We start from the raw sequence: 20,110 nt of genomic DNA on the forward strand, positions 1-20,110 counted from the left end.
CGCTCGTCCCGAAGTAGCGCGTCAAGTCCAATCACTAGATGTCTGGATTGAGTGCGGATCACGATTTCGCAAGTGAGACCACGAAGGTCTTGATATGGCGCTGCCTGTGCGTTCCAATCGGCGACACGGAAGGCAGTTAACCGCCCATCGATGCAATTCGATTTGGGTATCAACCGTCAGATTTTCACGACTAGCACTATGTCTTTGCGGGCGGCGCGCCGCGGCCTGTCTTGGAAACAATGGTACCATCCGACGATCTGGGTCTATTTCTGGACCGGCGCAAAAACCGGCGTCTGGCAACGAGCGCCGATTTACCGGACAGCGCCCTGGCGATAAGCTTGCGCCGTTATGAGCGAAATCGACCACCGCACCATCATCGCCAGCCTTTCGGTCCATGATCGTCGCGACCTCACCGCCAAACTGGACAGGCCTGGCATTGTCCGGCTGGCCGTTCACGGCGGGCTGGTTGTCGTGCTGGGTGCGCTGATCGCCGCCCGCATCCCGTTCTGGCCGGTTCTCGTGCTGCCGCAGGGGATCCTGATCGTCTTTTTCTTCACGCTGTTGCACGAGACGATCCACGAAACGGCCTTCAGGACGCCGTGGCTCAATCGCGCCATCGCCGCCGTGACCGGCTTCCTGATCCTGCTGCCGCCGGCATGGTTCCGTTATTTCCATTTCGCGCACCATCGCCACACGCACGATCCGGACAACGACCCCGAACTGATGGCTCCGAAACCGGAGACCATCGGCCAGTATGTGCGCTATCTCTCCGGGATCCCCTATTGGAGCGGCATGGCGCGCGTGATCGTCGTCAACGCCGCCGGCCGCAACCGCGACGGCTTCGTGCCGGAAAAAGGCCGCGACAAGGTGACGTCGCAAGCGCGTTGGTTCCTGTTCGTCTATGCAGTGCTGCTGGCGGCCTCGCTGGCCGTGCAGTCGGCGCTTCTGCTGTGGGTGTGGATCGTGCCGGTGCTCGTCGGCCAGCCCTTCTTGCGGGCCTATCTGTTGGCCGAGCACGCGCTCTGCCCGCATGTCGCCAACATGCTCGAAAACACCCGCACCACCTTTACCACAAGGCTGGTACGCTTCGTGGCGTGGAACATGCCTTACCACTCCGAGCACCATTCTTATCCGGCCGTTCCCTTTCACCGCCTGCCGCGTTTCCACCAAATTGTCGCCGAACATCTGCGCACGACCGAGCGAGGCTATATCCGCTTCCACAGGAAGCTTGTCGGCAGCTTCGATCGTCGCGCCGGCTGATCAAAACCAGGCCAAGCATCGAATATTTTCGCGTTTCCGTTGCGGCTGCCAATTGCGTCGCTTTTGAATGCGCGCGCGTCGTCCCATAACAAGCAGCCCGACAGCGCTTCCGGCAATGCTCGCACTCACTGCAGCGCCGCGCGTCCTATTGGACGCGCAATGGACGCTGTAGCACTTTAAGTCGGCGCATGATCCTTTCCAAATTCGATGCCGATTTTCGGGGTCATGCGCGAGGAGTAGGAAATTCATGGCCGATCTGATCGTCGTCTACTGGCGCGACATCCCCGCCCAGGTCATCGTCAAGAAGGGCCGGCAGAACGCCAAGCGCGAACTGCCGCTGCGCTTTACCGAGGCGATCGACATGTGCGCGATGCGCACCGGCGCCGGCGGCACCGACGACTACCTTGCCGAATGGCGCAAGGCCGACCCCGTGTCGGTCAGCGACGATCTTGAAGGCGAGGTGGAAAAAGCCTTTCAGGACATCGACGCGAAATACGACCGCGAGCGGCTGGTCGCTCTGGTCAAGGCGGGCGGAAAAGAAGATGTCTGAAACCACCCCGGCGATTACCCAGGCCACTCTGGTCAAGAAGGCAGCGCCGAAATCCGACTACAAGCCGGCCGACGTGTCGCCGCAGCGGCGCGTGCAGCGCTCCTTCGCTGTCAGGCTGTGGTCCGTCCGCCACTCGCGACTGCTCGAATGGTTCTACGCCAGATTCTCCGACATGTTTTTGCTCCTCCATCCGCTGTGGAAGCGCATCGGTTACGGCCGCGTCGAAGGTCCGATCAAATTCGTCGAAAAACGCGTCAAGGGTTTTATGTTCGACTGCCGCATGTGCGGCCAGTGCGTCCTTTCTTCTACCGGCATGTCGTGCCCGATGAATTGCCCCAAGCAATTGCGCAACGGCCCTTGCGGCGGTGTGCGCGCCAACGGCAATTGCGAGGTCGAGCCTGATATGCCGTGCGTCTGGGTCAAGGCCTGGGAAGGTTCACGCAATATGGTGCATGGCGACAAGATCCTCGACGTGCAGAAGCCGGTCGACCAGTCGCTGCGCGAGACCTCGGCATGGCTGCGGGTGACCGCGCAGGCCGCCGCCGCCCGCGAAGCCGCGCGCAACGTTCCAAAACCTGGGGCACCGGCATGATCGGCCGCCAGCCCGACGAGAACCCGGCCGGCATCCATCTGCCGCTCGACCCCCTGCCCGGCCACACCTCGCGCGGCCGGCTGGAGCGCGTCCTGAGGCGCGGCGAATTCGCGGTGACCACCGAGCTCAACCCGCCGGACAGCGCCGATCCGGAAGACGTCTACAACCGCGCCAAAATCTTCGACGGCTGGGTCGACGCCATCAACGCCGTCGACGCCTCGGGCGCCAACTGCCACATGTCGTCGGTCGGCATCTGTGCGCTGCTGACCCGCATGGGTTATGCCCCGATCATGCAGATCGCCTGCCGCGACAGGAACCGCATCGCCATCCAGGGCGACGTGCTGGGCGGGGCGGCGATGGGCGTCGCCAACATGCTGTGCCTGACCGGCGACGGCGTGCAGGCCGGCGACCAGCCAGGCGCCAAGCCGGTATTCGATCTCGACTGCATGTCACTGCTGGAAACCTGCCGCATCATGCGCGACAACGGCAAGTTCCTGTCCGGCCGCAAGCTGACGACGCCGCCGCAGCTTTTCCTCGGCGCGGCGATCAACCCTTTCGCGCCGCCGATCGATTTCCGCCCCTACCGGCTGGGCAAGAAAATCGCCGCCGGCGCGCAATTCGTGCAGAGCCAGTACTGCTTCGACGTGCCGATGTTCCGCACCTACATGCAGCAGGTCCGCGATCTCGGTTTTACGGAAAAATGCTTCATCCTGTGCGGCGTCGGACCGCTGGCCTCGGCCAAGACCGCCAAATGGATCCGCTCAAACGTGCCGGGCATTCATATCCCCGATTCGATCGTCAAGCGGCTGGAAGGCGCCCAGGACCAGAAGAAGGAAGGCAAGCAGCTCTGCATCGATATCATCAACGAGGTGAAAGAAATTCCCGGCGTCTGCGGCGTCCATGTGATGGCCTATCGCCAGGAGGAATATGTCGCCGAGATCGTCGATGAATCGGGCGTGCTGAAGGGGCGCCAGCCCTGGAAACGCGAAATCCGCCGCGACGATCAGCTCGTCGCCGACCGGCTCGACCACATTTTGCACGACGAGATCACCGAAACGCAGGTCGACATGGTCAAGACCGCGCATTGATGGCGCGGACGCCACCATTCGCTTGATCGAAAACAGAAACGATATAAAGAAGTCTTTATATCACGAGGGAGAGATTGCATGACCCGGACGATCGTCGCCTCGGCGACACGAGAAATCATCATCGGCTTCGACCAGCCCTTCTGCGTGATCGGTGAGCGCATCAATCCAACCGGGCGCAAGAAGCTCGCGGCCGAGATGATCGCAGGCAATTTCGATACCGTCATCAGGGACGCGCTGGAACAGGCCGCCTGCGGCGCGACCATGCTCGACGTCAATGCCGGCGTCACCTCGGTCAACCCGAACGAGACAGAACCCGGCCTGCTGGTGCAGACGCTGGAGATCGTGCAGGGGCTGGTCGACCTGCCGCTGTCGATCGACAGTTCGGTGACCGCGGCGATCGAGGCGGCGCTCAGGGTCGCCAAGGGCCGGCCGCTGGTCAACTCCGTCACCGGCGAGGAAGAAAAGCTCGAAGCCATCCTGCCGCTGGTCAAGAAATACAATGTCCCGGTGGTTGCCATCTCCAACGACGAGACAGGCATTTCGATGGATCCGGATGTGCGCTTCGCCGTCGCCAAGAAGATCGTCGAGCGCTGCGCCGATTTCGGCATTCCGGCGCATGACGTGGTCGTCGACCCGCTGGTCATGCCGATCGGCGCGCTCGGCGACGCCGGCCGCCAGGTCTTTGCCCTGCTGCGCCGGCTGCGTGAAGAGCTCAAGGTCAACACCACCTGCGGCCTGTCAAACATCTCGTTCGGCCTGCCGCACCGCCACGGCATCAACGCCGCCTTCATCCCGATGGTGATCGGCGCCGGCATGACCTCGGCGATCATGAACCCGGTGCGGCCGCAGGAGATGGAAGCGGTGCGCGGCGCCAATGTGCTGAACGGCACCGACGAGAACTGCACCAACTGGATCAGGACCTACAAGGACTACAAGCCGGCCGAAGGCGGCCAAGCGATCGCGGCGCCCACGCAGGTCAATGCGCCGGGCGAAGGCAATGGCAATGGCGGTCGCCGGCGCGGGGGTCGTGAAGCCCGTATGGCCCGAGGATAAGCGCGCAATCGTGAACTCTCCTGCCAACATCACCGATCCACTCGTGCTGTTCATGCCGTCCGGCAAGCGCGGGCGGTTTCCGGTCGGCACGCCGGTGCTCGATGCCGCACGCCAGCTCGGCGTCTATGTCGAGAGCGTGTGCGGTGGACGCGCCACCTGCGGGCGCTGCCAGGTCGAGGTGCAGGAAGGCAATTTCGCCAAGCACAAGATCGTCTCTTCCAACGACCACATCTCGCCCAAGGGCGCCAAGGAGGAACGCTACGAACGCGTGCGCGGCCTTCCCGAACGGCGCCGCCTGTCCTGCTCGGCGCAGATCCTGGGCGATCTCGTCGTGGATGTGCCGCAGGACACGGTCATCAACGCCCAGACCATTCGCAAGGATGCCGACACCAGGGTCATTGCCCGCGATTCGGCAATCCACATGTGCTATGTCGAGATCGAAGAGCCCGACATGCACAATCCATCAGGCGATCTCGATCGCCTGAAGATCGCGCTGATGAAGGACTGGGGGCTCAACAGCCTCGATTTCGATTTCCATCTGCTGCCGCAGGTGCAAGTCATCCTGCGCAAAGGCAACTGGACCGCGACCGCCGCCATCCACAAGGATGCCGACAGCGAGACCGCTCGGGTCATCTCGTTGTGGCCCGGCCTCAAGAACGAGGCCTACGGGCTTGCCTGCGATATCGGCTCGACCACCATCGCCATGCATCTGGTGTCGCTGCTGTCGGGCCGCGTCGCCGCCTCGTCAGGCACGTCGAACCCGCAGATCCGCTTCGGCGAGGATCTGATGAGCCGCGTTTCCTATGTGATGATGAACCCGGACGGCCGCGAAGGCATGACGGTCGCGGTGCGCGAGGCGATCTCGGGTCTCGTCGACAAGGTTTGCGCGGAAGGCAACGTCCAGCGCAACGACATCCTGGATTGCGTCTTCGTCGGCAATCCGATCATGCACCATCTGTTCCTCGGCATCGACCCGACCGAACTCGGCGGCGCGCCCTTCGCGCTGGCTGTCTCGGGCGCCGTGCACATCAAGGCGTCGGATATCGGCCTGAAGCTCAACCAGGGCGCTAGGCTGTACATGCTGCCTTGCATCGCCGGCCATGTCGGCGCCGACGCGGCTGCGGTGACGCTGTCGGAAGGCCCGCACCGCCAGGACGAGATGATGCTGATCGTCGATGTCGGCACCAATGCCGAGATCGTGCTCGGCAATCGCCAGCGGGTCGTGGCGGCCTCGTCGCCCACCGGTCCGGCCTTCGAGGGCGCGGAAATCTCCGGCGGCCAGCGCGCTGCGCCCGGCGCCATCGAGCGCGTCCGCATCGATCCCGACACGCTGGAGCCGAAATACCGCGTCATCGGCTCGGAACTGTGGTCCGACGAGCCCGGCTTCCTCGACAGCGTCCAGGCAACCGGCGTCACCGGCATCTGCGGCTCCGGCATCATCGAGGTGGTCGCCGAGATGTACCTGGCCGGCATCATCTCCGAGGACGGCGTCGTCGACGGTGGGCTCTGCGCCCGCTCGCCGCGCGTCACCGCCAGTGGCCGCACCTTCTCCTACGTGCTGAAGGAGGGTGAGCCGAGGATCACCATCACCCAGACCGACGTGCGCGCCATCCAGCTCGCCAAGGCAGCACTCTATGCCGGCACCAAGCTGTTGATGGAAAAGCAGCACACCGATCATGTCGACCGCATCCACTTCGCCGGCGCCTTCGGCTCCTTCATCGATCCGAAATACGCCATGGTGCTGGGACTGATCCCCGACTGCGATCTCGACAAGGTCTCGGCCGTCGGCAACGCCGCCGGTGCCGGTGCGCGCATGGCGCTGCTCAATCGCGGCTATCGCCGCGAGATCGAGGAAACGGTGAGCCGGATCGAGAAGATCGAGACGGCGCTGGAGCCGAGATTCCAGGAGCATTTCGTCTATGCCATGGCGCTGCCGAACAAGATCGACCCGTTCCCAAAACTATCGGCGGCGGTGAAGCTGCCGCCGCGCAAGACCGTGAGCGAGGACGGCATTGCCGGCGATGCCGCCCCACGGCGTCGTTCGCGCGAAGGCCACGCCGCCCGGCGCGGCCGGGGGTAGCATCCCGCTGCTAAAAGCTGCACTCACCCTCATTCTCATTTGCATGCATATGTTTCCGGATCAGCCCAAACAGAAACAAGGCGCTGTTTTCGCGAAATCCACCCGATACACACGCGGCGCATTTAACCGGCATCGAACGGCAGGCAGGAAATAACTTTCAGCCGCCGCAGCACTCCAAGGGAGATGAAGATGTCGATGTTCGAAAGCCTCGGCCGCTTTGGTACGGCCATCAAGGATGCGCACAACAGGAACAGGTCGGTCCGGGCCATGAACAGCCTGCCGCCCGAAATTCAGAAGGATATCGGCTGGCCCGTGTCGCCGCGCAACGACCCGCAGGTCACCTTCTCGGCCCTGCTTCTGGGTTCGGCGCGCTGATGACCTTCGCCGACAAATGCAAGCTGCTGGCCAAGCGCCGGAACCGTCATCCGGCTCCGGCAGCAAGCGACCGTCGGCTGCGCGCCGTACTGCTGCCCAGGCGCTGAGCGATGCTGCGCTGGCCTTGATTGCCAGCCAGATCACAGGGCCGTGTTGAGACCGCGCAAATCTTGACATTCTGGGCGAAGGCACGATCTTCGATTGCGAGGGGTTCTCTTAGTCGGCTCAGCCGAAGTCCGTGTGTCCGCATGCCCAGTATCAAAAGCCACGTCGTTTCCTTCGTGCTCAGGTATAGCCGCAAGAAAGCCTTTTCCAGCCCGGAAAACCTGCAGCGCTGGATCGCCTACGCCCGCAAGACGGAGAACCATCAGCCGCCCGCATCGCTGCATCAGCGTTTCGAGATCGCGACGCGCAGCGTGGACGGCTTTCCCGTGTACGAGATCGCGCCGAAGACCGGCGAGCGAAAGCGGATCCTCTACCTGCATGGCGGCGCCTATGTCTTTCAAATCACGTCTTATCACTGGGGATTGATCGCCGATATGGCCGACCGGCTGGGCTTCGGCATCACCGTGCCGATCTACCCCATTGCTCCCGAACACGATTTCCACGCCATGTTCGGCATGGTCGGCGAGGTCTACCGTCAGATGCTCGACGAAACGGAAGCGCAGGACATCGTCTTCATTGGCGATTCCGCCGGCGGCAACATGGCCGTGGTGCTGACCATGATGGCCGCGGAAGCCGACCTGCCATTGCCGTCGCGCCATGTGCTGATTTCGCCCGGGCTCGATCTGTCGCTCGCCAACCCCGAAGTGTTCGAGGCGGAACGCTACGATCCGTGGCTGGGAATTCCTGGCGGGCTGGAGGCAGTCCGGCTCTACAGTGCCGGCATAGATCCCAGCGACTGGCGCATCAGTCCGCTTTACGGTGACCTCTCGGTGTTGCCGAAAACGCTGCTTTTGACCGGTTCGCGCGACATGCTGACCCCCGACAATCTGATCTTCGCGCAAAAGGCCCGTGCCGCCGGTGTCGCGATAGAGGTTGTGCACGAGCAAGGCATGTTCCATGCTTGGCCGCTGATCGACATGCCAGAAGCGCGGCGCGCGCGGGACAGCATCGTGACGTTTTTAGCCAGCGACACCGAAAGCTATCATGCCAAGGCCGGCGAATTGGCACTGCAAAGGACAGGTCGTGAAGTCCCCACTCACAACCTGTCTACGCCGTCGAAGTCCTGAATCAAAACTTTCCGGTTTCTTTGAACACTTCGAAGGTCGCGCGGATGTGATCGGCAACGGCTTTCACTGGCGCGCTGGCGTCCGGCGCCACGACCATGGCCAGATTGTAGGTGCCGATATCGGGCATGCCGTCCTTCGGGCAAAGCTCGACCATGTCGCTGCCGAGGAACGATTTCGGCAGCGGCGCCACCGCGAGGTCGGACATGATTGCGGCGCGCTGGCCGGCGGTGTGCGCACTCATATAGGCGACGCGGTAGTTGCGGCCCTCACGCCCAAGCGCTTCGAGCGCCCCGGCCCGCCAGGCGCAGCCCTCTTCCCACAATGACACCGGCAGCGGTTCGCGCAGATGCGCGCAGCCGCCCTTCGCGCCGGCCCAGACGATCGGTTCGGTGAGCAGCACTTCGGCGCCGAGCGCGCTGGTCTTGTATGAATTGGTGAGAAGCGTGATGTCGAGCGCCCGGTCGTCCATGCGCCGACGCAGATTGACGCTCTGGTCGATGGTCACGTCGACGGCGATCGAAGGATGCGACTGTGCAAAACGCTTCAGCACGTGCGGCAGCACGCGCTCGCCATAGTCGTCGGGCGAGCCGAGCCGCACCACCCCGACAATGTCGGGGATGATGAACTTCGACACCACCTCGCGGTTGATCGACAACAGCCGGCGGGCGTAGCCGAGCAGCATCTCGCCATCCGTGGTCAGCGTCACCGAGCGCGCGTCGCGCGCAAACACCGAGCGACCGAGAATGTCCTCTAGCTTCTTGATCTGCATGGAGACGGCCGACGGCGTGCGGAAGACGGCACTGGCAGCGGTGGTGAAACTGCCGGTCTCGGCGATCGCCACGAAGGTGCGCAAGACGTCGAGATCGAGCAGCGGCAACGGATGATTGAGTGGGGCGTTCATCGGGATCGACCTTCAATTTTTCTGATGCAAACTATCATTCCATTTCGTTTGATTGAACATCACTTTGGGAGGATAGTCAACTCCATCGAAGGCAGACGGCGATTACACTGATCTGCAATCGACACGAAATGAAGCTGAAACAAACCGGATGTAGCGCTTGGTCCGCCAGCACCGGCACCCGGCCCAACCCTAAAGGAGAATTGAAATGTCTGTCCTGTCATCCATCGGCCGCATCGCGACCGAATTCAGCGCGGCCCGCGCCCGCTACCAGACCGAACGCGCCATCCGCTCTCTGCCGATCGAACTGCAGAAGGATATCGGCTGGCCTGAAGCCGCCGACACCAAGACCGGCACTCGCCACGGCGTTGGATCCTGGGCTGGCGGAGCAAAATAGATCGTGTGTATCAAAAGCTGAGGGCCTGCCGCACAGACCATGTCCGGCAGGCCTTTTATTTGTTGATCAAATGTTCTTTTAGAGCCATGTCGCCGTTGCATGACGCATATGAATACGCCGCATAGCAGCGGATTCCTGCCTAACGCCTTGTACATATTCACAAATCTCGGGCAGACTGCCCAAACTTATCGCATGCCATGTCGCTTTTCATGTCAAGTGCTTCGCTTTTGTGATTTAGTTTCCCTTCACGTAAGCCTATATCAGCGCCAGCCAACGAGCTGCCCCACTCCATCACGCGAAGGCGACCCGTCTGAGCAACCGAATGGAGATGATGATGAAGCTTTTTGCCCGCCTTTTTGCTCGCCGTGAAATGAGCCTGACGACCGCGCTCGAGCGCCAGCGCCTTGCCAACACAATGCCTGGCCAGACCGGCGCCGTGGCCGCCGCGCGCCTCGGCTTCGTCGCCTGATCTGCCAAGCTCGCAAGCGGCGCTCGCTGCTTCAAAGTTTGATCACAACGCCGCTTCGGTTTGCCGAGGCGGCGTGCCTGGTCATGCCCCGACCACATGCGGCCTATGCTCAATCCGGCAGCAGGTTGGGTCGACATCGCATAGCGATTGCCCATTTGCGACCCATGTCGCAAATAAAGTCTTTTCGTTGCCGCCTAGCCGATTGACAGGAAAGATTTTTCCTGATGTCGCTATGCTGATCGCGACATCCTGTTCGCGCCATTGCAGCGTGAGGGTTACCCTGTGAACGTCGTAAATCATCCGATCAGGCGATCGTTTGTATTCTTCCTGGTCCCCGATTTCACCATGATCGCCTTTGCAACGGCGCTCGATCCGTTGCGCTCGGCCAACCGGATGCTCGGCTACGAAGCCTACCGCTGGCGGCTCGCCAGCATCGACGGCAAGCCGGTGCGCGCCTCGAACGGCGTCGAATGCGCCGTCGACACCTCGCTGGAGGACGAACGCAAGAAGATGTCCGGCTCCGAACGGCCGAACATGGCGGTCGTTTGCAGCGGCATCAATGTCGAGCGCTACCAGAACAAATCGGCCTTCGCCTGGCTGCGCGAGGAATACAATCGCGGCGTCGCCATCGGCGGCCTGTGCACTGGCGCTCATATACTGGCCGCCGCCGGCCTGTTGTCCAACAAGCGCTGCGCCATTCATTGGGAGAACCTGCCGGGCTTTTCCGAAGCGTTCCCGAAGGCCAATGTCTTTGCCGACCTCTTCGAGATCGACCAGAACATCTACACCTGCGCCGGCGGCACCGCGGCGCTCGATATGATGCTGAAGCTGATCGGCGACGATTTCGACGACAATCTCGTTAACCGGGTCTGCGAGCAGGTCTTGACTGACCGCGTGCGCAGCCCGACCGATCGCCAGCGCCTGCCGCTGCGCGCACGCCTTGGCGTGCAGAACTCCAAGGTGCTGACCATCATCGAATTGATGGAAGCAAACCTGTCCGAGCCGCTGTCGTTGATCGAGATCGCCGACCATGTCGACCTGTCACGCCGGCAGATCGAGCGCCTGTTCCGCACCGAGATGGGACGATCCCCTGCCCGCTACTATTTGGAGATCCGCCTCGACCGGGCTCGGCACTTGCTGATCCAATCATCGCTGCCGGTGGTCGAAGTGGCGGTCGCTTGCGGCTTCGTCTCCGCCTCGCATTTCTCCAAATGCTACCGCGAGCTCTATGCGCGCTCGCCGCAGCAGGAGCGCGTCGATCGCAAGCAGTTGCTGGCCGCGTAGACAAGGCAAGGCAATATTTTGCACGCGTACCTCTGGCGGATGGCGATTGAAGTCTAGCGGGTGTCGAACATCCAGCTTCGGTCGCGCCACATTTTCTCGCCGACCAGGCAGTCGGTGGCCGGCTTGTCCTGCGCCAGCACCACCGGCGGATGCGCCGCTTCTTCCCCCGCCCATTGCGGTGAGGCAGGCCCGGCAAGCTCAAGCACCAGCTTGCGGCGGATCGCTTCGGGAAATTGCGTCCACTCGTTGACCGGGATCATGAACGCGCCGGGCCCGCCGATGACGCAGTCTGTGTAATAGCGGTCGAGATAGTTGACGTCGTAGACGCTGGTGAAGCCGCCCCGGGTCATCAGCGGCAGGCCGTTGATGGTAATGCCTTGCCTGACCAGTTCGTCACGGATGATGTCGACGGGGGCACCTTGATTGTTGGGGCCATCGCCTGAAATGTCGATGACACGCTTGACGCCCTGAAAGCCGCTCTCGGCGAAGAGATCGCTGCTGAATTGCAAGGCACCGGAAATCGAGGTGCGCCGCGCGCTGTTGGGCGCATGGGCGGAGAGTTGCTCGACCACCCGCTCGGCGTCGGCACGATTGGCGATCACCGTCCACGGCACGATGATGTGCTGCCAGGTCGTGCCGGCCCATTCGACATAGGTGACGGCAATCTTGCCGTAGGCGCCGTCGGCGATGGCCTGCAGTACCGTGTCATGCGTCAGTGCCGCGACATAGCCGCGACGCTGGATTTCGAGTTCGGCCGGCGACATCGACAGCGAAACGTCGACCGCCAGCACCAGTTCGACGTCAACGGGATCGGCAGCGCGGGATTCCGGCGCCTGGACGAACGTCAGCGCCAGCGCGGCGGCGCCTGAGAGGAGATGTCCTGCGCGGGGAAAAGCAGACATGCCGCAAGGTAAGCGAAAATCGTCGCGCCACAAAGCGAAAAGCCTAGCCCCGGGCTAATGCATGTCGTCCAAAAGCATGCCCTCGGGCTTGAACCAAGGATGCGCAGCGGGTTTGGGCAACGACTTGCATAAAAACGAGAACTTAAGGCGCTGCCGCATGACCCCACAAAACGTGACGCGCCTTAAGTCCTTGCATTCACATTTTTGCGAGTCCGCCCCTCACCTCTTTTGTGGGAGGCTCAGCTTCGTGGCTTGAGATTCTCCGGGTCGTAGAGCGGCCTGTAGCCGACGGCGGCCACTTCGACCGGGTATTTCTCGCCGAAATATTCGACATCCAGCTTGCGGCCCTCCTGGCAATACGTCCACGGCAGATAGGCGAGCGCAATGTTCTTGCCGATGGTCGGGCCGTAGGCGACCGAGGTCGTGAACGATCGGCGGCCGAGTTCATCGACCAGCGTTTCACCCGTTTGCGGGTCCATCACCGGCAGCGTGCCGACGGGATAACGGGCAACGCCGTTGGAATCGACATTATCCGTCATGACAAGTGTGCAGAGCATGGCCGGCTGATGCGCGCGGGCGCGATAGTCCAGATGCTTTGCCTTGCCACTGAAATCGGCCTCCTTGACCTTTGGGCGGGCAAGATCGGCCTCCAGCAGATTGTACTCGGTCAAAAGATCCGCATTCTGCAGGCGCAGGCTCTTCTCCATGCGGCGGCTGTTGGCATAGGTCTCGACGCCAAAAGCCATCACGCGGGTCGAACGCAAAGCATCCCATACTGCCAGGCCGTCTTCGTATCGCATGTGCAGTTCCCAGCCCTGCTCGCCGACATAGGAGATCCGGAAAGCGGTCACGTCCTTGCCGGCGATCCTGACAGGCTTGATCGCCGCAAAGGGGAAATTCTCCGGCGTCAGGCCGTCCGGGTCTTCCACGACCTTGCTCAATGTTGCCCGGGCGTTCGGACCCCAGATACCGACGGTCACGTATTTTTCGGTCACGTCGGTGATGGCGACATCGAACCCTTTGTCTTCTGCCGTCCGCCGCATGTAGTGGAAGTCGCGCGGACCGGCATCTGCGCCGTCGATGACACGGCAGCGGTCGGCCATGCGGATGACGGTCAGGTCGGCGCGCACCATGCCCTCATCGTCGAGGAAATGGGTGTAGATGCCTTTGCCGATATTGCCGTCGCCGCTGATCCTGGCCGCGCACAGCCACTCCATCAGCGCGACATGATCAGGGCCTTCCACGTCGTACATTGCGAAATGCGACAGGTTGACGATGCCGCAATCCTCGCTCATGGCGAGATGCTCGGCATTGGAGACGCGCCAGAAATGGCGGTTGTCCCACTCGTTTTCGCGCACCGGCACGCGGTTGCCATATTTCTCGAGCAGGTGCTCGTTGGCGGCATAGCCATGGGCGCGCTCCCAGCCGCCGAGTTCCATGAAATAGCCGCCGAGTTCCTTCTCGCGCTCCCAGAAGGGCGAGCGGCGCACGTCGCGAGCCTTGGAGAAGGGCTCGCGCGGATGGACGGCCGGATTGTAGACCTTCATCGCCGTTTCGGTGCAGCGGTCCCAGATGAACTGCTCTAGCGTCTGGTGCGGATAGAAGCGCGAATAGTCGATGGCGTGGTGGTCGATCGACGTCCGGCCGTCCGTCATCCAGTCGGCGATGAGCTTGCCCATGCCGGGGCCGTCCTTGACCCAGATCGCGACGGCATACCAAAGGCCCCGCACCTTCTGGCTCTCGCCCATGGAGGGGCCGCCGTCTGCCGTCACCTGCAGAAGCCCGTTGAAGGAATGGCTCTCATTGTAGCCCAGTTCGCCCAGGATCGGCGTCAGTTCCATGGCGCGCTCGAGCGGCGCCAGGATCTGTTCCATGTCGAGGTCGCGCTGCGAGGGCGATAGACGGGCCTGGTCCTTCTCCAGAAGGTCGCGCGGATGGCAAAGGCGCGGATTGGTCTCTTCGTAGTAGCCCCACTCGATCTGCCCGCCTTCGGCGGTCTTGGGATCGCCGGTGTCGCGCATGTAAGCCGAGTTGCCCTGGTCGCGCAGCAGCGGCCAGCCGATCTCCTTGCCGGTGCCGGCGAACTCGGTATAGGGCCCGAAGAAGGTGAGCGGATGGTCGATCGGCATGACCGGCAGGTCCTCACCCACCATTTCCGCGATCAGCCGGCCCCAGATACCGGCGCAAACGATCACGTAGTCGGCTTCGATGGTGCCGCGATCGGTCACCACGCCCTTGATGCGACCGTTCTCCACGACGAGCGACCTGGCCGGCGTGTTGGCGAAGGATTTGAGTTTTCCGGAGGCTTCCGCCTGGTCGACCAGCTTGCCGGCGACCGTTTGCGAGCGCGGGATGACAAGACCGGCATCGGGATCCCACAGGCCGCCCTGCACCATCTCTTCTTCGATCAGCGGGAATTTCTGCTTGATCTCGGCCGGCTCGATCAGGCGGGCACGCGTTCCGAAAGCCTTTGCCGAGGCGATCTTGCGCTTGATCTCCGCCATGCGATCGTCGTCGCCGACGCGGGCAACCTCGAGGCCGCCGATACGGGCGTAGTGACCCATCTTTTCGTAAAAATCGATGGAGTAGAGCGTCGTCCAGCAGGACAGGAAATCATGGCTGGTGGTGTAGCAGAAGTCGGAGGCGTGCGCTGTCGAGCCGATATCGGTCGGGATCCCTGACTTGTCGATGCCGACGATGTCGTCCCATCCGCGCTCGATCAGGTGATGGGCGATCGATGCGCCGACAATACCGCCCAGCCCGACGATGACGACCTTCGCCTTTTCCGGAAACCCTGCCATTGCCCGCGACTCCAAAGTGGTAAAGCGGGCACCGGCGCCCGTTTGATCGGCGCACAATATGCAGGCGGCAGCCGCCATGCTACCGCCTGTTTGCGACACGCTGCAGATGCGACGCGACCCGAAAGGGTCAGCTGCTTTCGGGCCCGGGGCTATCCCTCAGGCGAAGGCCCAGATGTCCTCGGCCTGGAAGCCGACCTGGTAGCCAGCGGTCTTCAACTTGACCACGACCTGGCCGATCTCGGCCGCCGGCAACGCACCAACCTCGACCTTGATCATGCCGGGACGGTAGCGCTCTAGGTCGAGCTGCTCGAAGACGATCCAGTCGGCGCCTTCGCAATCGACAAGGAAGGGTCGATATGGGTGATGCCGTTGCGGTCGAGCAGCGTCTGCAATGTCTCCGACGGCACTTCGATATCCCTGAGGTGCGGCGCGAATTTGTTGAAGTTGGCATCGGCCTGGCCCCAGGCATTCTTGCCCGACATCAAATTGGTGTCGGTCACCGACGAGCAGCCGATGAACTCGATCGGCAGCGTGCCAGCCTCGAGTGCGGCGGCATCGAAGGTGTGGACCGTGATCGTTCCCTTGGTCTTCGTCACTGCGACCGGCTCGATGACGAAGCGGCCCGTATCGGTATAGTTGGCGTGCAAGCGCTTCTGGTTGTGCGGGATCGGCTCGACCAGTACGGCGCGAGCGTGCGGGATGCGGTGCAGCCACGGCGTCACATCGTCGAACAACACGCCATCGCAGGCGCCGACATTGACCATCTGGAACCGCCTTTTTGCCCCACTGAGGCGCGCCTTCAGCGCGGCCTTCGCCAGGAACTTCGTACCGCGCAGCGACGGCCCGCGATCGAGGTGCCAGCGGGGAGGCCGAGCGACAGCGCGATGCGCGCCAGGCTGGAAACGGAACTCATGACTTGTCTCCAGGAATGACGTGCAATGGCGCGGCGCCGCGCCCTTTGGTGCTCGCTGATGCCCACAACGCCATGAATGGCCCGGCGAGCAGCAGGAACGGCGGGATCAGATTGGGAAAATAGATGCGGGTGTCGTGGATCGGGAAGACCGTGAATTTGGCCGATACGCCGAGCACCAACGCCGCAAACAGAATGCCGGCGCGGCGGTCGAACTTGAAGCCGGCACGGCTTGAGGCATACCACCCCGCCAGCGCCAGCACCGAGACGCCGACCCAGTTGTTCAGGCCGACGGCACGGACCACGGAGACGGCAAAAGCCCGGAGGTAGGCGACAGCCGAGAACGGCGGATCGAAGCCGGCCATATTGTAGTGCTGCTCGATCGAGGAGAACCACAGATGCGGCCACCAGCCGGGATGCTGCGCCCAGTGCGAGATGGCGAAATAGGCGACGAGCGAGGCGGCAAAGCCGGCCAGCGCGCCCCACGCCCTCTGCCGGAAGGCGACCAGCAACACGGCAAAAATAGCAAGGAAAACAATATTGTCGGGCCGAGCCATGAAAGCGAGGAAAAGCAGGATCGCGGTGGCCACTTCACGACCGCGCCTATAGGCAAAGAGCCCGCCGAGGAACAGCGCCGAGCACAGCAGATCAGGCGTCAACGCCCGCGCCGCGTCACCGAAATCGGCCATGATCAGCACCGCGCCGAGAACCGGCGTCAGCGCCAGCGCGCCCTCAGAGCGCAGCCAGAGCAGCGCGATCGCGCCGAACAGCAATACCGAGAACACCTGCAGCAGCCGCATCGCCGCGACCGGCGACATCGCCGAGCTCATCGTCGACAGGATCTCGGCGTAAAGGAACTTGATCCGGTACATGCCGAGCAGCGAATGGAAATCGGCGGCATTCCCGGCCATATGACTGCGGAAGCCGCCGCCATCATCGGTCAGCGCCTTGTAGTCGCTCGCCGACAGGCCGTCCCTGACCGTGCCATAGGCATAATCGTGCAGCGCCTGCACATCGCGATAGGTGCCCTCCTCGGCGATCGCAAGGTAGGGCAGCATGTCCCAATTGGCGTCAGGCATGAACCATGCCGTCGCCGCGGTCAGCAGGATGTAGAGCGCGAAGGCAGCCGCGCCGATCGGTGCGGCAAGACGCGCATAGGTGCCCTCGCCCCATGCCAGACTGGCCTTGGTCAGCCGGTCGAGCAGGTTTGTCGGAGCCGCAGACTTGCTCAGCATGGTCTCGCTCGGCGCACCTGGCTAACGAACCTGGCTTTTGACGAAATCCTTCACGATCGACACGATGCCGCGCGACAACAGGCTGTCGAGCGCCTCGACGAAGCGGTCGACATGTTCGCGCTGGCAGATCAGCGGCGGTTCGAGACGGATGACGTTGCGGTTGTATTCGGTGAAGGCAACGAGCACGTCGTAGTCACGCAGCAGCAAAGCACCAACAAAACCGGACAAGGATCCCTTCAGCTTGTCGTCAAGCACGCTGACCACAGGCCGCAGCACCATCGGCAAGGTCTGCGAAAAGTCGTGGAATTCCAGCCCGACCATAAGGCCTTTGCCGCGGACCTCCTTGATGATCTTCGGGTATTTTTCCCGCAACGTCTGCAGGCGTTGCAGCAGATAGTCGCCGGTGACCGCGGCGTTGTCGATCAGCCCCTCGTCGTAAAGCACGTTGAGCGCCTCGATCGAGGTGACGCAGGCCTCGCCCATGCCGCCGAAAGTGGCCATGGCGTGGATCATCGCCGTCTTCGGCGTGCCATAGGCCTTCAAATAGACCTCGCGCCTGGCGATCATCGCGCCGACCGCCGCCTTGCCGCCACCGAGCGACTTTGCCAGTGCCGTCACGTCCGGAACGACGCCGTAGTGCTCGAAGGCATAGAAGCGGCCGGAGCGGCCATAGCCGCACTGCACCTCGTCGGCGACCCACAGAACACCGTATTGGTCGCATAGCGCACGCAGCTTCTGCCAGTATTCGGCAGGCGCCTGGATGATGCCGCCGCCGCCCTGGATGGTTTCGAGCACGATGACGCCGACCTCGGGATCGGAGCGGAACGTGCGCTCGACCGCTTCGACGTCGCCGAACGGAATGCGCATTACATTGTCGGCCATCTTGAAGTCGGCGCGATAGAGCGAGCCGTCGGTGATCGCCAGCACGCCCTTGGTCTTGCCGTGGAAGGAATTCTCGGCATAGACGATTTTCGGCCGCTTCGGGCCGGCGGCGCGCTCGGCGAGCTTCACCGCCGCCTCCATGGCTTCGGAGCCGGAAGAGCCCAGAAACACCATGTCGAGGTCGCCGGGCGAGCATTTGGCGAGATTGTGCGCCAGCGCCGCCGCATATTGCGACATGAAGGCGATGGCGATCTCCTGCCGCTTCTCCTCCTGGAACTTTTTGCGCGCCTCGAGAAGGCGCGGATGATTGTGGCCGAAGGCCAGCGAGCCGAAGCCGCCGAAGAAATCGAGGATCTTGCGGCCGTTCTGGTCGATGTAGAACATGCCTTCGGCGCGCTCGACCTTGATCTTGTGGAAGCCGAGCAGCTTCATGAAATGCAGCTGGCCGGGGTTGAGATGCGCCTTGAACAGGTCGGTCATGCGCGCGACGTCCATCGCCTTGGCCTGCTCGACACTGATCAGATCGGGCTTGGCGGTGGTGGCGGGCGAAAGCGCCGGCACGCTGACCGTGGCGCGCGCAGTCGTGTGGTCTGGCTTGGTCATGACGGTCATCTCAAGAGGCTCCTGCTGGCCCTTCACTCGGCGGGCACATGTTTGGCGGCGACGGCATGGCCGTCTTTCTCGGCGCGATATTCGCTGTAGGCGGCGATCAGCATGTCCTCGTCGCGATATTGCGGCACCCAGCCGAGCTGGCGTTCGGCCTTGGACACGTCGAGCACGCAGTCCTCGTCGGCGATCAGATACTGCTCCGGATCCATGATCGGCATGTTCAAGAGGTCGAGCAGGTCGAGCGTTCGCTTGACTGCCCAGCCCGGGGTCGGGATCAGGATCGATTTCGAGCCGGCATGCCTGATCAGGTCGCCGAGCAATTTCCGGACCGGCGGCGGGTTGAGCGAGCCGAGATTATAGGCATCATCAGGCACGCCGGCCTTCCACGCGGCGCGCGCCGCCTCGGCGCAGTCGAACACCGAGATGAACTGATACGGGTTCTTGCCCGAGCCGATCATCGGCACCGGAAGGTTCCAGTCGATCAGCTTGAACAGTTTTTCGAGGATGCCGAGGCGGCCGGGGCCGATGATCAGGCGCGGCCGAAACAGCGAGATCGACATGCCGCGCTTGCGCCATTCGACGGCCAGTTCCTCGGTCTTCTGCTTCGACCAGCCATACTCGCCGAGCGGCGCAACCGGGTGTTCCTCGGTCATCGGTTGCGTGACCGTGTGGCCGTAGATCATGTCGGTCGTGTAATGGACGAGCTTGGGCGCGCCGGCTCTGTCCATCGCCTGCATGATGTGCTCGGTGCCGTGGAAATTCACCGGAAAGAAGAATTCGTGGCGCCTGGCGCGCACCTGGATCGGCGACAGCATTTTCGCCGACAGATTGTAGACCATGTCGTCGGCCTTCAGACCGACCGAAGCCACCGACGCCGGATCGGTGACGTCGCACCCGACATATCGGACCGAGCGGTAATGCGGCAGGTCGCTTTTAGCGATATCGGCGACGACCACCTCCTCGCCATCGGCCAGGAGTTTCGGGGCAAGGTGGCGGCCGACGAAACCGTCACCGCCGAAGATCACATGTCTCATCGAACGATCCCACTGTGAATCTTGTCGGACGAAAGGGATGCCGTTTCCTCGTCATGCCCGAGACCAGCCAAATCCCGGCCACTTTGGGCGATCAGCACCGTGCCGACGCAGATGAAAGCGATGCCGGCGATGCGCCAGCCATTGAGGTCTTCGCGGAAGATGAAATAGGCGAAGATCGCAACGGCGACATAGGCGAGACTGAGGAACGGATAGGCGAAGCTGAGCTCTACCTTGGACAGCACATAGAGGTGTGACGCCATCGAGATGACGAAGGTGCACAGGCCGAGGAAAACCCACGGGCTGAAGACAATCTGCAACAGCTTAAGCAACGGATTGCTGCCCTCGAAGGAAATCGAACCAAGTGACATCATGCCCTGCTTCAGCATGAGTTGCGCGGCGGCGTTGGTCATGACCGTGAACAGAATGAAGACGATGTATTTCATGTTTTTCCCATAAAGC

The 20,110-nt window shown here is 62.5% G+C and carries 18 protein-coding genes and 1 pseudogene; 11 read left to right on the top strand and 8 right to left on the bottom strand.

Going from position 1 to position 20,110, the window contains the following annotated elements; genetic code table 11:
• Nucleotides 1-348: 348 nt before the first annotated feature.
• The 8 genes from AC0L28_RS13840 to AC0L28_RS13875 all read left to right on the top strand — a co-directional run bounded on the left by AC0L28_RS13840 (nucleotide 349) and on the right by AC0L28_RS13875 (nucleotide 8,230).
• Nucleotides 349-1,260 (top strand): fatty acid desaturase, encoded by a 912-nt coding sequence (locus AC0L28_RS13840; protein ID WP_245268808.1) that lies wholly within the window; start codon nucleotides 349-351, stop codon nucleotides 1,258-1,260.
• Nucleotides 1,261-1,507: 247 nt separating this feature from the next.
• Complete coding sequence (locus tag AC0L28_RS13845; protein WP_023798930.1) at nucleotides 1,508-1,810, top strand: virulence factor; 303 nt, start codon at nucleotides 1,508-1,510, stop codon at nucleotides 1,808-1,810.
• Nucleotides 1,803-2,402 carry a methylenetetrahydrofolate reductase C-terminal domain-containing protein gene (locus tag AC0L28_RS13850; protein WP_027154500.1) on the top strand — a complete coding sequence of 200 codons (600 nt, stop codon included), beginning with the start codon at nucleotides 1,803-1,805 and terminating at the stop codon, nucleotides 2,400-2,402. Before AC0L28_RS13845 ends, AC0L28_RS13850 begins: the two co-directional genes overlap by 8 nt.
• Nucleotides 2,399-3,490 carry a methylenetetrahydrofolate reductase gene (locus tag AC0L28_RS13855; protein WP_027154501.1) on the top strand — a complete coding sequence of 364 codons (1,092 nt, stop codon included), beginning with the start codon at nucleotides 2,399-2,401 and terminating at the stop codon, nucleotides 3,488-3,490. The genes AC0L28_RS13850 and AC0L28_RS13855 overlap by 4 nt, the downstream gene beginning before the upstream one ends.
• A 78-nt stretch (nucleotides 3,491-3,568) precedes the next feature.
• On the top strand, nucleotides 3,569-4,543 hold the full coding sequence (locus AC0L28_RS13860; protein ID WP_023798928.1) for a methyltetrahydrofolate cobalamin methyltransferase: 975 nt from the start codon (nucleotides 3,569-3,571) through the stop codon (nucleotides 4,541-4,543).
• Nucleotides 4,494-6,623: an ASKHA domain-containing protein gene (locus tag AC0L28_RS13865; protein ID WP_128246538.1), complete on the top strand. Its 2,130-nt coding sequence runs from the start codon at nucleotides 4,494-4,496 to the stop codon at nucleotides 6,621-6,623. Before AC0L28_RS13860 ends, AC0L28_RS13865 begins: the two co-directional genes overlap by 50 nt.
• A 189-nt stretch (nucleotides 6,624-6,812) precedes the next feature.
• Entirely contained in the window at nucleotides 6,813-6,998 is a 186-nt protein-coding gene (locus AC0L28_RS13870) for a hypothetical protein (protein ID WP_473478062.1), read from the top strand.
• A 248-nt stretch (nucleotides 6,999-7,246) separates the two neighbouring features.
• On the top strand, nucleotides 7,247-8,230 hold the full coding sequence (locus tag AC0L28_RS13875) for an alpha/beta hydrolase (protein WP_023798924.1): 984 nt from the start codon (nucleotides 7,247-7,249) through the stop codon (nucleotides 8,228-8,230).
• A 1-nt stretch (nucleotide 8,231) separates the two neighbouring features.
• Here the strand turns inward: AC0L28_RS13875 and AC0L28_RS13880 are convergent, their stop codons facing one another.
• Nucleotides 8,232-9,131 carry a LysR substrate-binding domain-containing protein gene (locus AC0L28_RS13880; RefSeq protein ID WP_023798923.1) on the bottom strand — a complete coding sequence of 300 codons (900 nt, stop codon included), beginning with the start codon at nucleotides 9,129-9,131 and terminating at the stop codon, nucleotides 8,232-8,234.
• A gap of 205 nt (nucleotides 9,132-9,336) precedes the next feature.
• Here AC0L28_RS13880 and AC0L28_RS13885 point away from each other — a divergent pair, with 205 nt between their 5' ends.
• The 3 genes from AC0L28_RS13885 (at nucleotide 9,337) to AC0L28_RS13895 (ending at nucleotide 11,278) form a co-directional block, all read left to right on the top strand.
• Entirely contained in the window at nucleotides 9,337-9,525 is a 189-nt protein-coding gene (locus AC0L28_RS13885; protein WP_023798922.1) for a hypothetical protein, read from the top strand.
• Between the two features lie 334 nt (nucleotides 9,526-9,859).
• On the top strand, nucleotides 9,860-9,994 hold the full coding sequence (locus AC0L28_RS13890; RefSeq protein ID WP_023798921.1) for a hypothetical protein: 135 nt from the start codon (nucleotides 9,860-9,862) through the stop codon (nucleotides 9,992-9,994).
• A 345-nt stretch (nucleotides 9,995-10,339) separates the two neighbouring features.
• Nucleotides 10,340-11,278, top strand: a complete 939-nt coding sequence (locus tag AC0L28_RS13895) for a GlxA family transcriptional regulator (RefSeq protein WP_268931722.1) — start codon at nucleotides 10,340-10,342, stop codon at nucleotides 11,276-11,278.
• Between the two features lie 53 nt (nucleotides 11,279-11,331).
• Here AC0L28_RS13895 and AC0L28_RS13900 read toward each other — a convergent pair whose 3' ends face one another.
• From AC0L28_RS13900 to AC0L28_RS13930, 7 genes and pseudogenes are all read right to left on the bottom strand, one after another.
• Nucleotides 11,332-12,180 carry a DUF1194 domain-containing protein gene (locus AC0L28_RS13900; RefSeq protein WP_128166906.1) on the bottom strand — a complete coding sequence of 283 codons (849 nt, stop codon included), beginning with the start codon at nucleotides 12,178-12,180 and terminating at the stop codon, nucleotides 11,332-11,334.
• Between the two features lie 239 nt (nucleotides 12,181-12,419).
• Nucleotides 12,420-14,981 carry a GcvT family protein gene (locus AC0L28_RS13905; protein ID WP_473478065.1) on the bottom strand — a complete coding sequence of 854 codons (2,562 nt, stop codon included), beginning with the start codon at nucleotides 14,979-14,981 and terminating at the stop codon, nucleotides 12,420-12,422.
• Nucleotides 14,982-15,137: 156 nt separating this feature from the next.
• Nucleotides 15,138-15,894, bottom strand: a pseudogene (locus AC0L28_RS13910) (FkbM family methyltransferase).
• The gene (locus tag AC0L28_RS13915) at nucleotides 15,891-17,126 is read right to left on the bottom strand and encodes a hypothetical protein (protein WP_473478067.1); all 1,236 of its coding nucleotides are present in this window, start codon (nucleotides 17,124-17,126) and stop codon (nucleotides 15,891-15,893) included. Before AC0L28_RS13915 ends, AC0L28_RS13910 begins: the two are co-directional and overlap by 4 nt.
• Nucleotides 17,127-17,147: 21 nt before the next feature.
• Nucleotides 17,148-18,620 carry an aspartate aminotransferase family protein gene (locus tag AC0L28_RS13920; RefSeq protein ID WP_473478069.1) on the bottom strand — a complete coding sequence of 491 codons (1,473 nt, stop codon included), beginning with the start codon at nucleotides 18,618-18,620 and terminating at the stop codon, nucleotides 17,148-17,150.
• A 23-nt stretch (nucleotides 18,621-18,643) separates the two neighbouring features.
• Complete coding sequence (locus AC0L28_RS13925; protein WP_473478072.1) at nucleotides 18,644-19,651, bottom strand: NAD-dependent epimerase/dehydratase family protein; 1,008 nt, start codon at nucleotides 19,649-19,651, stop codon at nucleotides 18,644-18,646.
• Nucleotides 19,648-20,094 carry an EamA family transporter gene (locus tag AC0L28_RS13930; protein ID WP_128246506.1) on the bottom strand — a complete coding sequence of 149 codons (447 nt, stop codon included), beginning with the start codon at nucleotides 20,092-20,094 and terminating at the stop codon, nucleotides 19,648-19,650. The genes AC0L28_RS13925 and AC0L28_RS13930 overlap by 4 nt, the downstream gene beginning before the upstream one ends.
• Nucleotides 20,095-20,110 lie beyond the last annotated feature (16 nt).

Source organism: Mesorhizobium sp. WSM4847, from assembly GCF_055811335.1.

Coding starts and splice junctions, on each gene's coding strand:
- AC0L28_RS13860 (WP_023798928.1), top strand. CDS start 3,569: ATGACCCGGACGATCGTCGCCTCGGCGACACGAGAAATCATCATCGGC.
- AC0L28_RS13930 (WP_128246506.1), bottom strand. CDS start 20,094: ATGAAATACATCGTCTTCATTCTGTTCACGGTCATGACCAACGCCGCC.
- AC0L28_RS13840 (WP_245268808.1), top strand. CDS start 349: ATGAGCGAAATCGACCACCGCACCATCATCGCCAGCCTTTCGGTCCAT.
- AC0L28_RS13900 (WP_128166906.1), bottom strand. CDS start 12,180: ATGTCTGCTTTTCCCCGCGCAGGACATCTCCTCTCAGGCGCCGCCGCG.
- AC0L28_RS13915 (WP_473478067.1), bottom strand. CDS start 17,126: ATGCTGAGCAAGTCTGCGGCTCCGACAAACCTGCTCGACCGGCTGACC.
- AC0L28_RS13905 (WP_473478065.1), bottom strand. CDS start 14,981: ATGGCAGGGTTTCCGGAAAAGGCGAAGGTCGTCATCGTCGGGCTGGGC.
- AC0L28_RS13885 (WP_023798922.1), top strand. CDS start 9,337: ATGTCTGTCCTGTCATCCATCGGCCGCATCGCGACCGAATTCAGCGCG.
- AC0L28_RS13870 (WP_473478062.1), top strand. CDS start 6,813: ATGTCGATGTTCGAAAGCCTCGGCCGCTTTGGTACGGCCATCAAGGAT.
- AC0L28_RS13880 (WP_023798923.1), bottom strand. CDS start 9,131: ATGAACGCCCCACTCAATCATCCGTTGCCGCTGCTCGATCTCGACGTC.
- AC0L28_RS13890 (WP_023798921.1), top strand. CDS start 9,860: ATGAAGCTTTTTGCCCGCCTTTTTGCTCGCCGTGAAATGAGCCTGACG.
- AC0L28_RS13850 (WP_027154500.1), top strand. CDS start 1,803: ATGTCTGAAACCACCCCGGCGATTACCCAGGCCACTCTGGTCAAGAAG.
- AC0L28_RS13920 (WP_473478069.1), bottom strand. CDS start 18,620: ATGACCGTCATGACCAAGCCAGACCACACGACTGCGCGCGCCACGGTC.
- AC0L28_RS13875 (WP_023798924.1), top strand. CDS start 7,247: ATGCCCAGTATCAAAAGCCACGTCGTTTCCTTCGTGCTCAGGTATAGC.
- AC0L28_RS13895 (WP_268931722.1), top strand. CDS start 10,340: ATGATCGCCTTTGCAACGGCGCTCGATCCGTTGCGCTCGGCCAACCGG.
- AC0L28_RS13845 (WP_023798930.1), top strand. CDS start 1,508: ATGGCCGATCTGATCGTCGTCTACTGGCGCGACATCCCCGCCCAGGTC.
- AC0L28_RS13855 (WP_027154501.1), top strand. CDS start 2,399: ATGATCGGCCGCCAGCCCGACGAGAACCCGGCCGGCATCCATCTGCCG.
- AC0L28_RS13865 (WP_128246538.1), top strand. CDS start 4,494: ATGGCGGTCGCCGGCGCGGGGGTCGTGAAGCCCGTATGGCCCGAGGAT.
- AC0L28_RS13925 (WP_473478072.1), bottom strand. CDS start 19,651: ATGAGACATGTGATCTTCGGCGGTGACGGTTTCGTCGGCCGCCACCTT.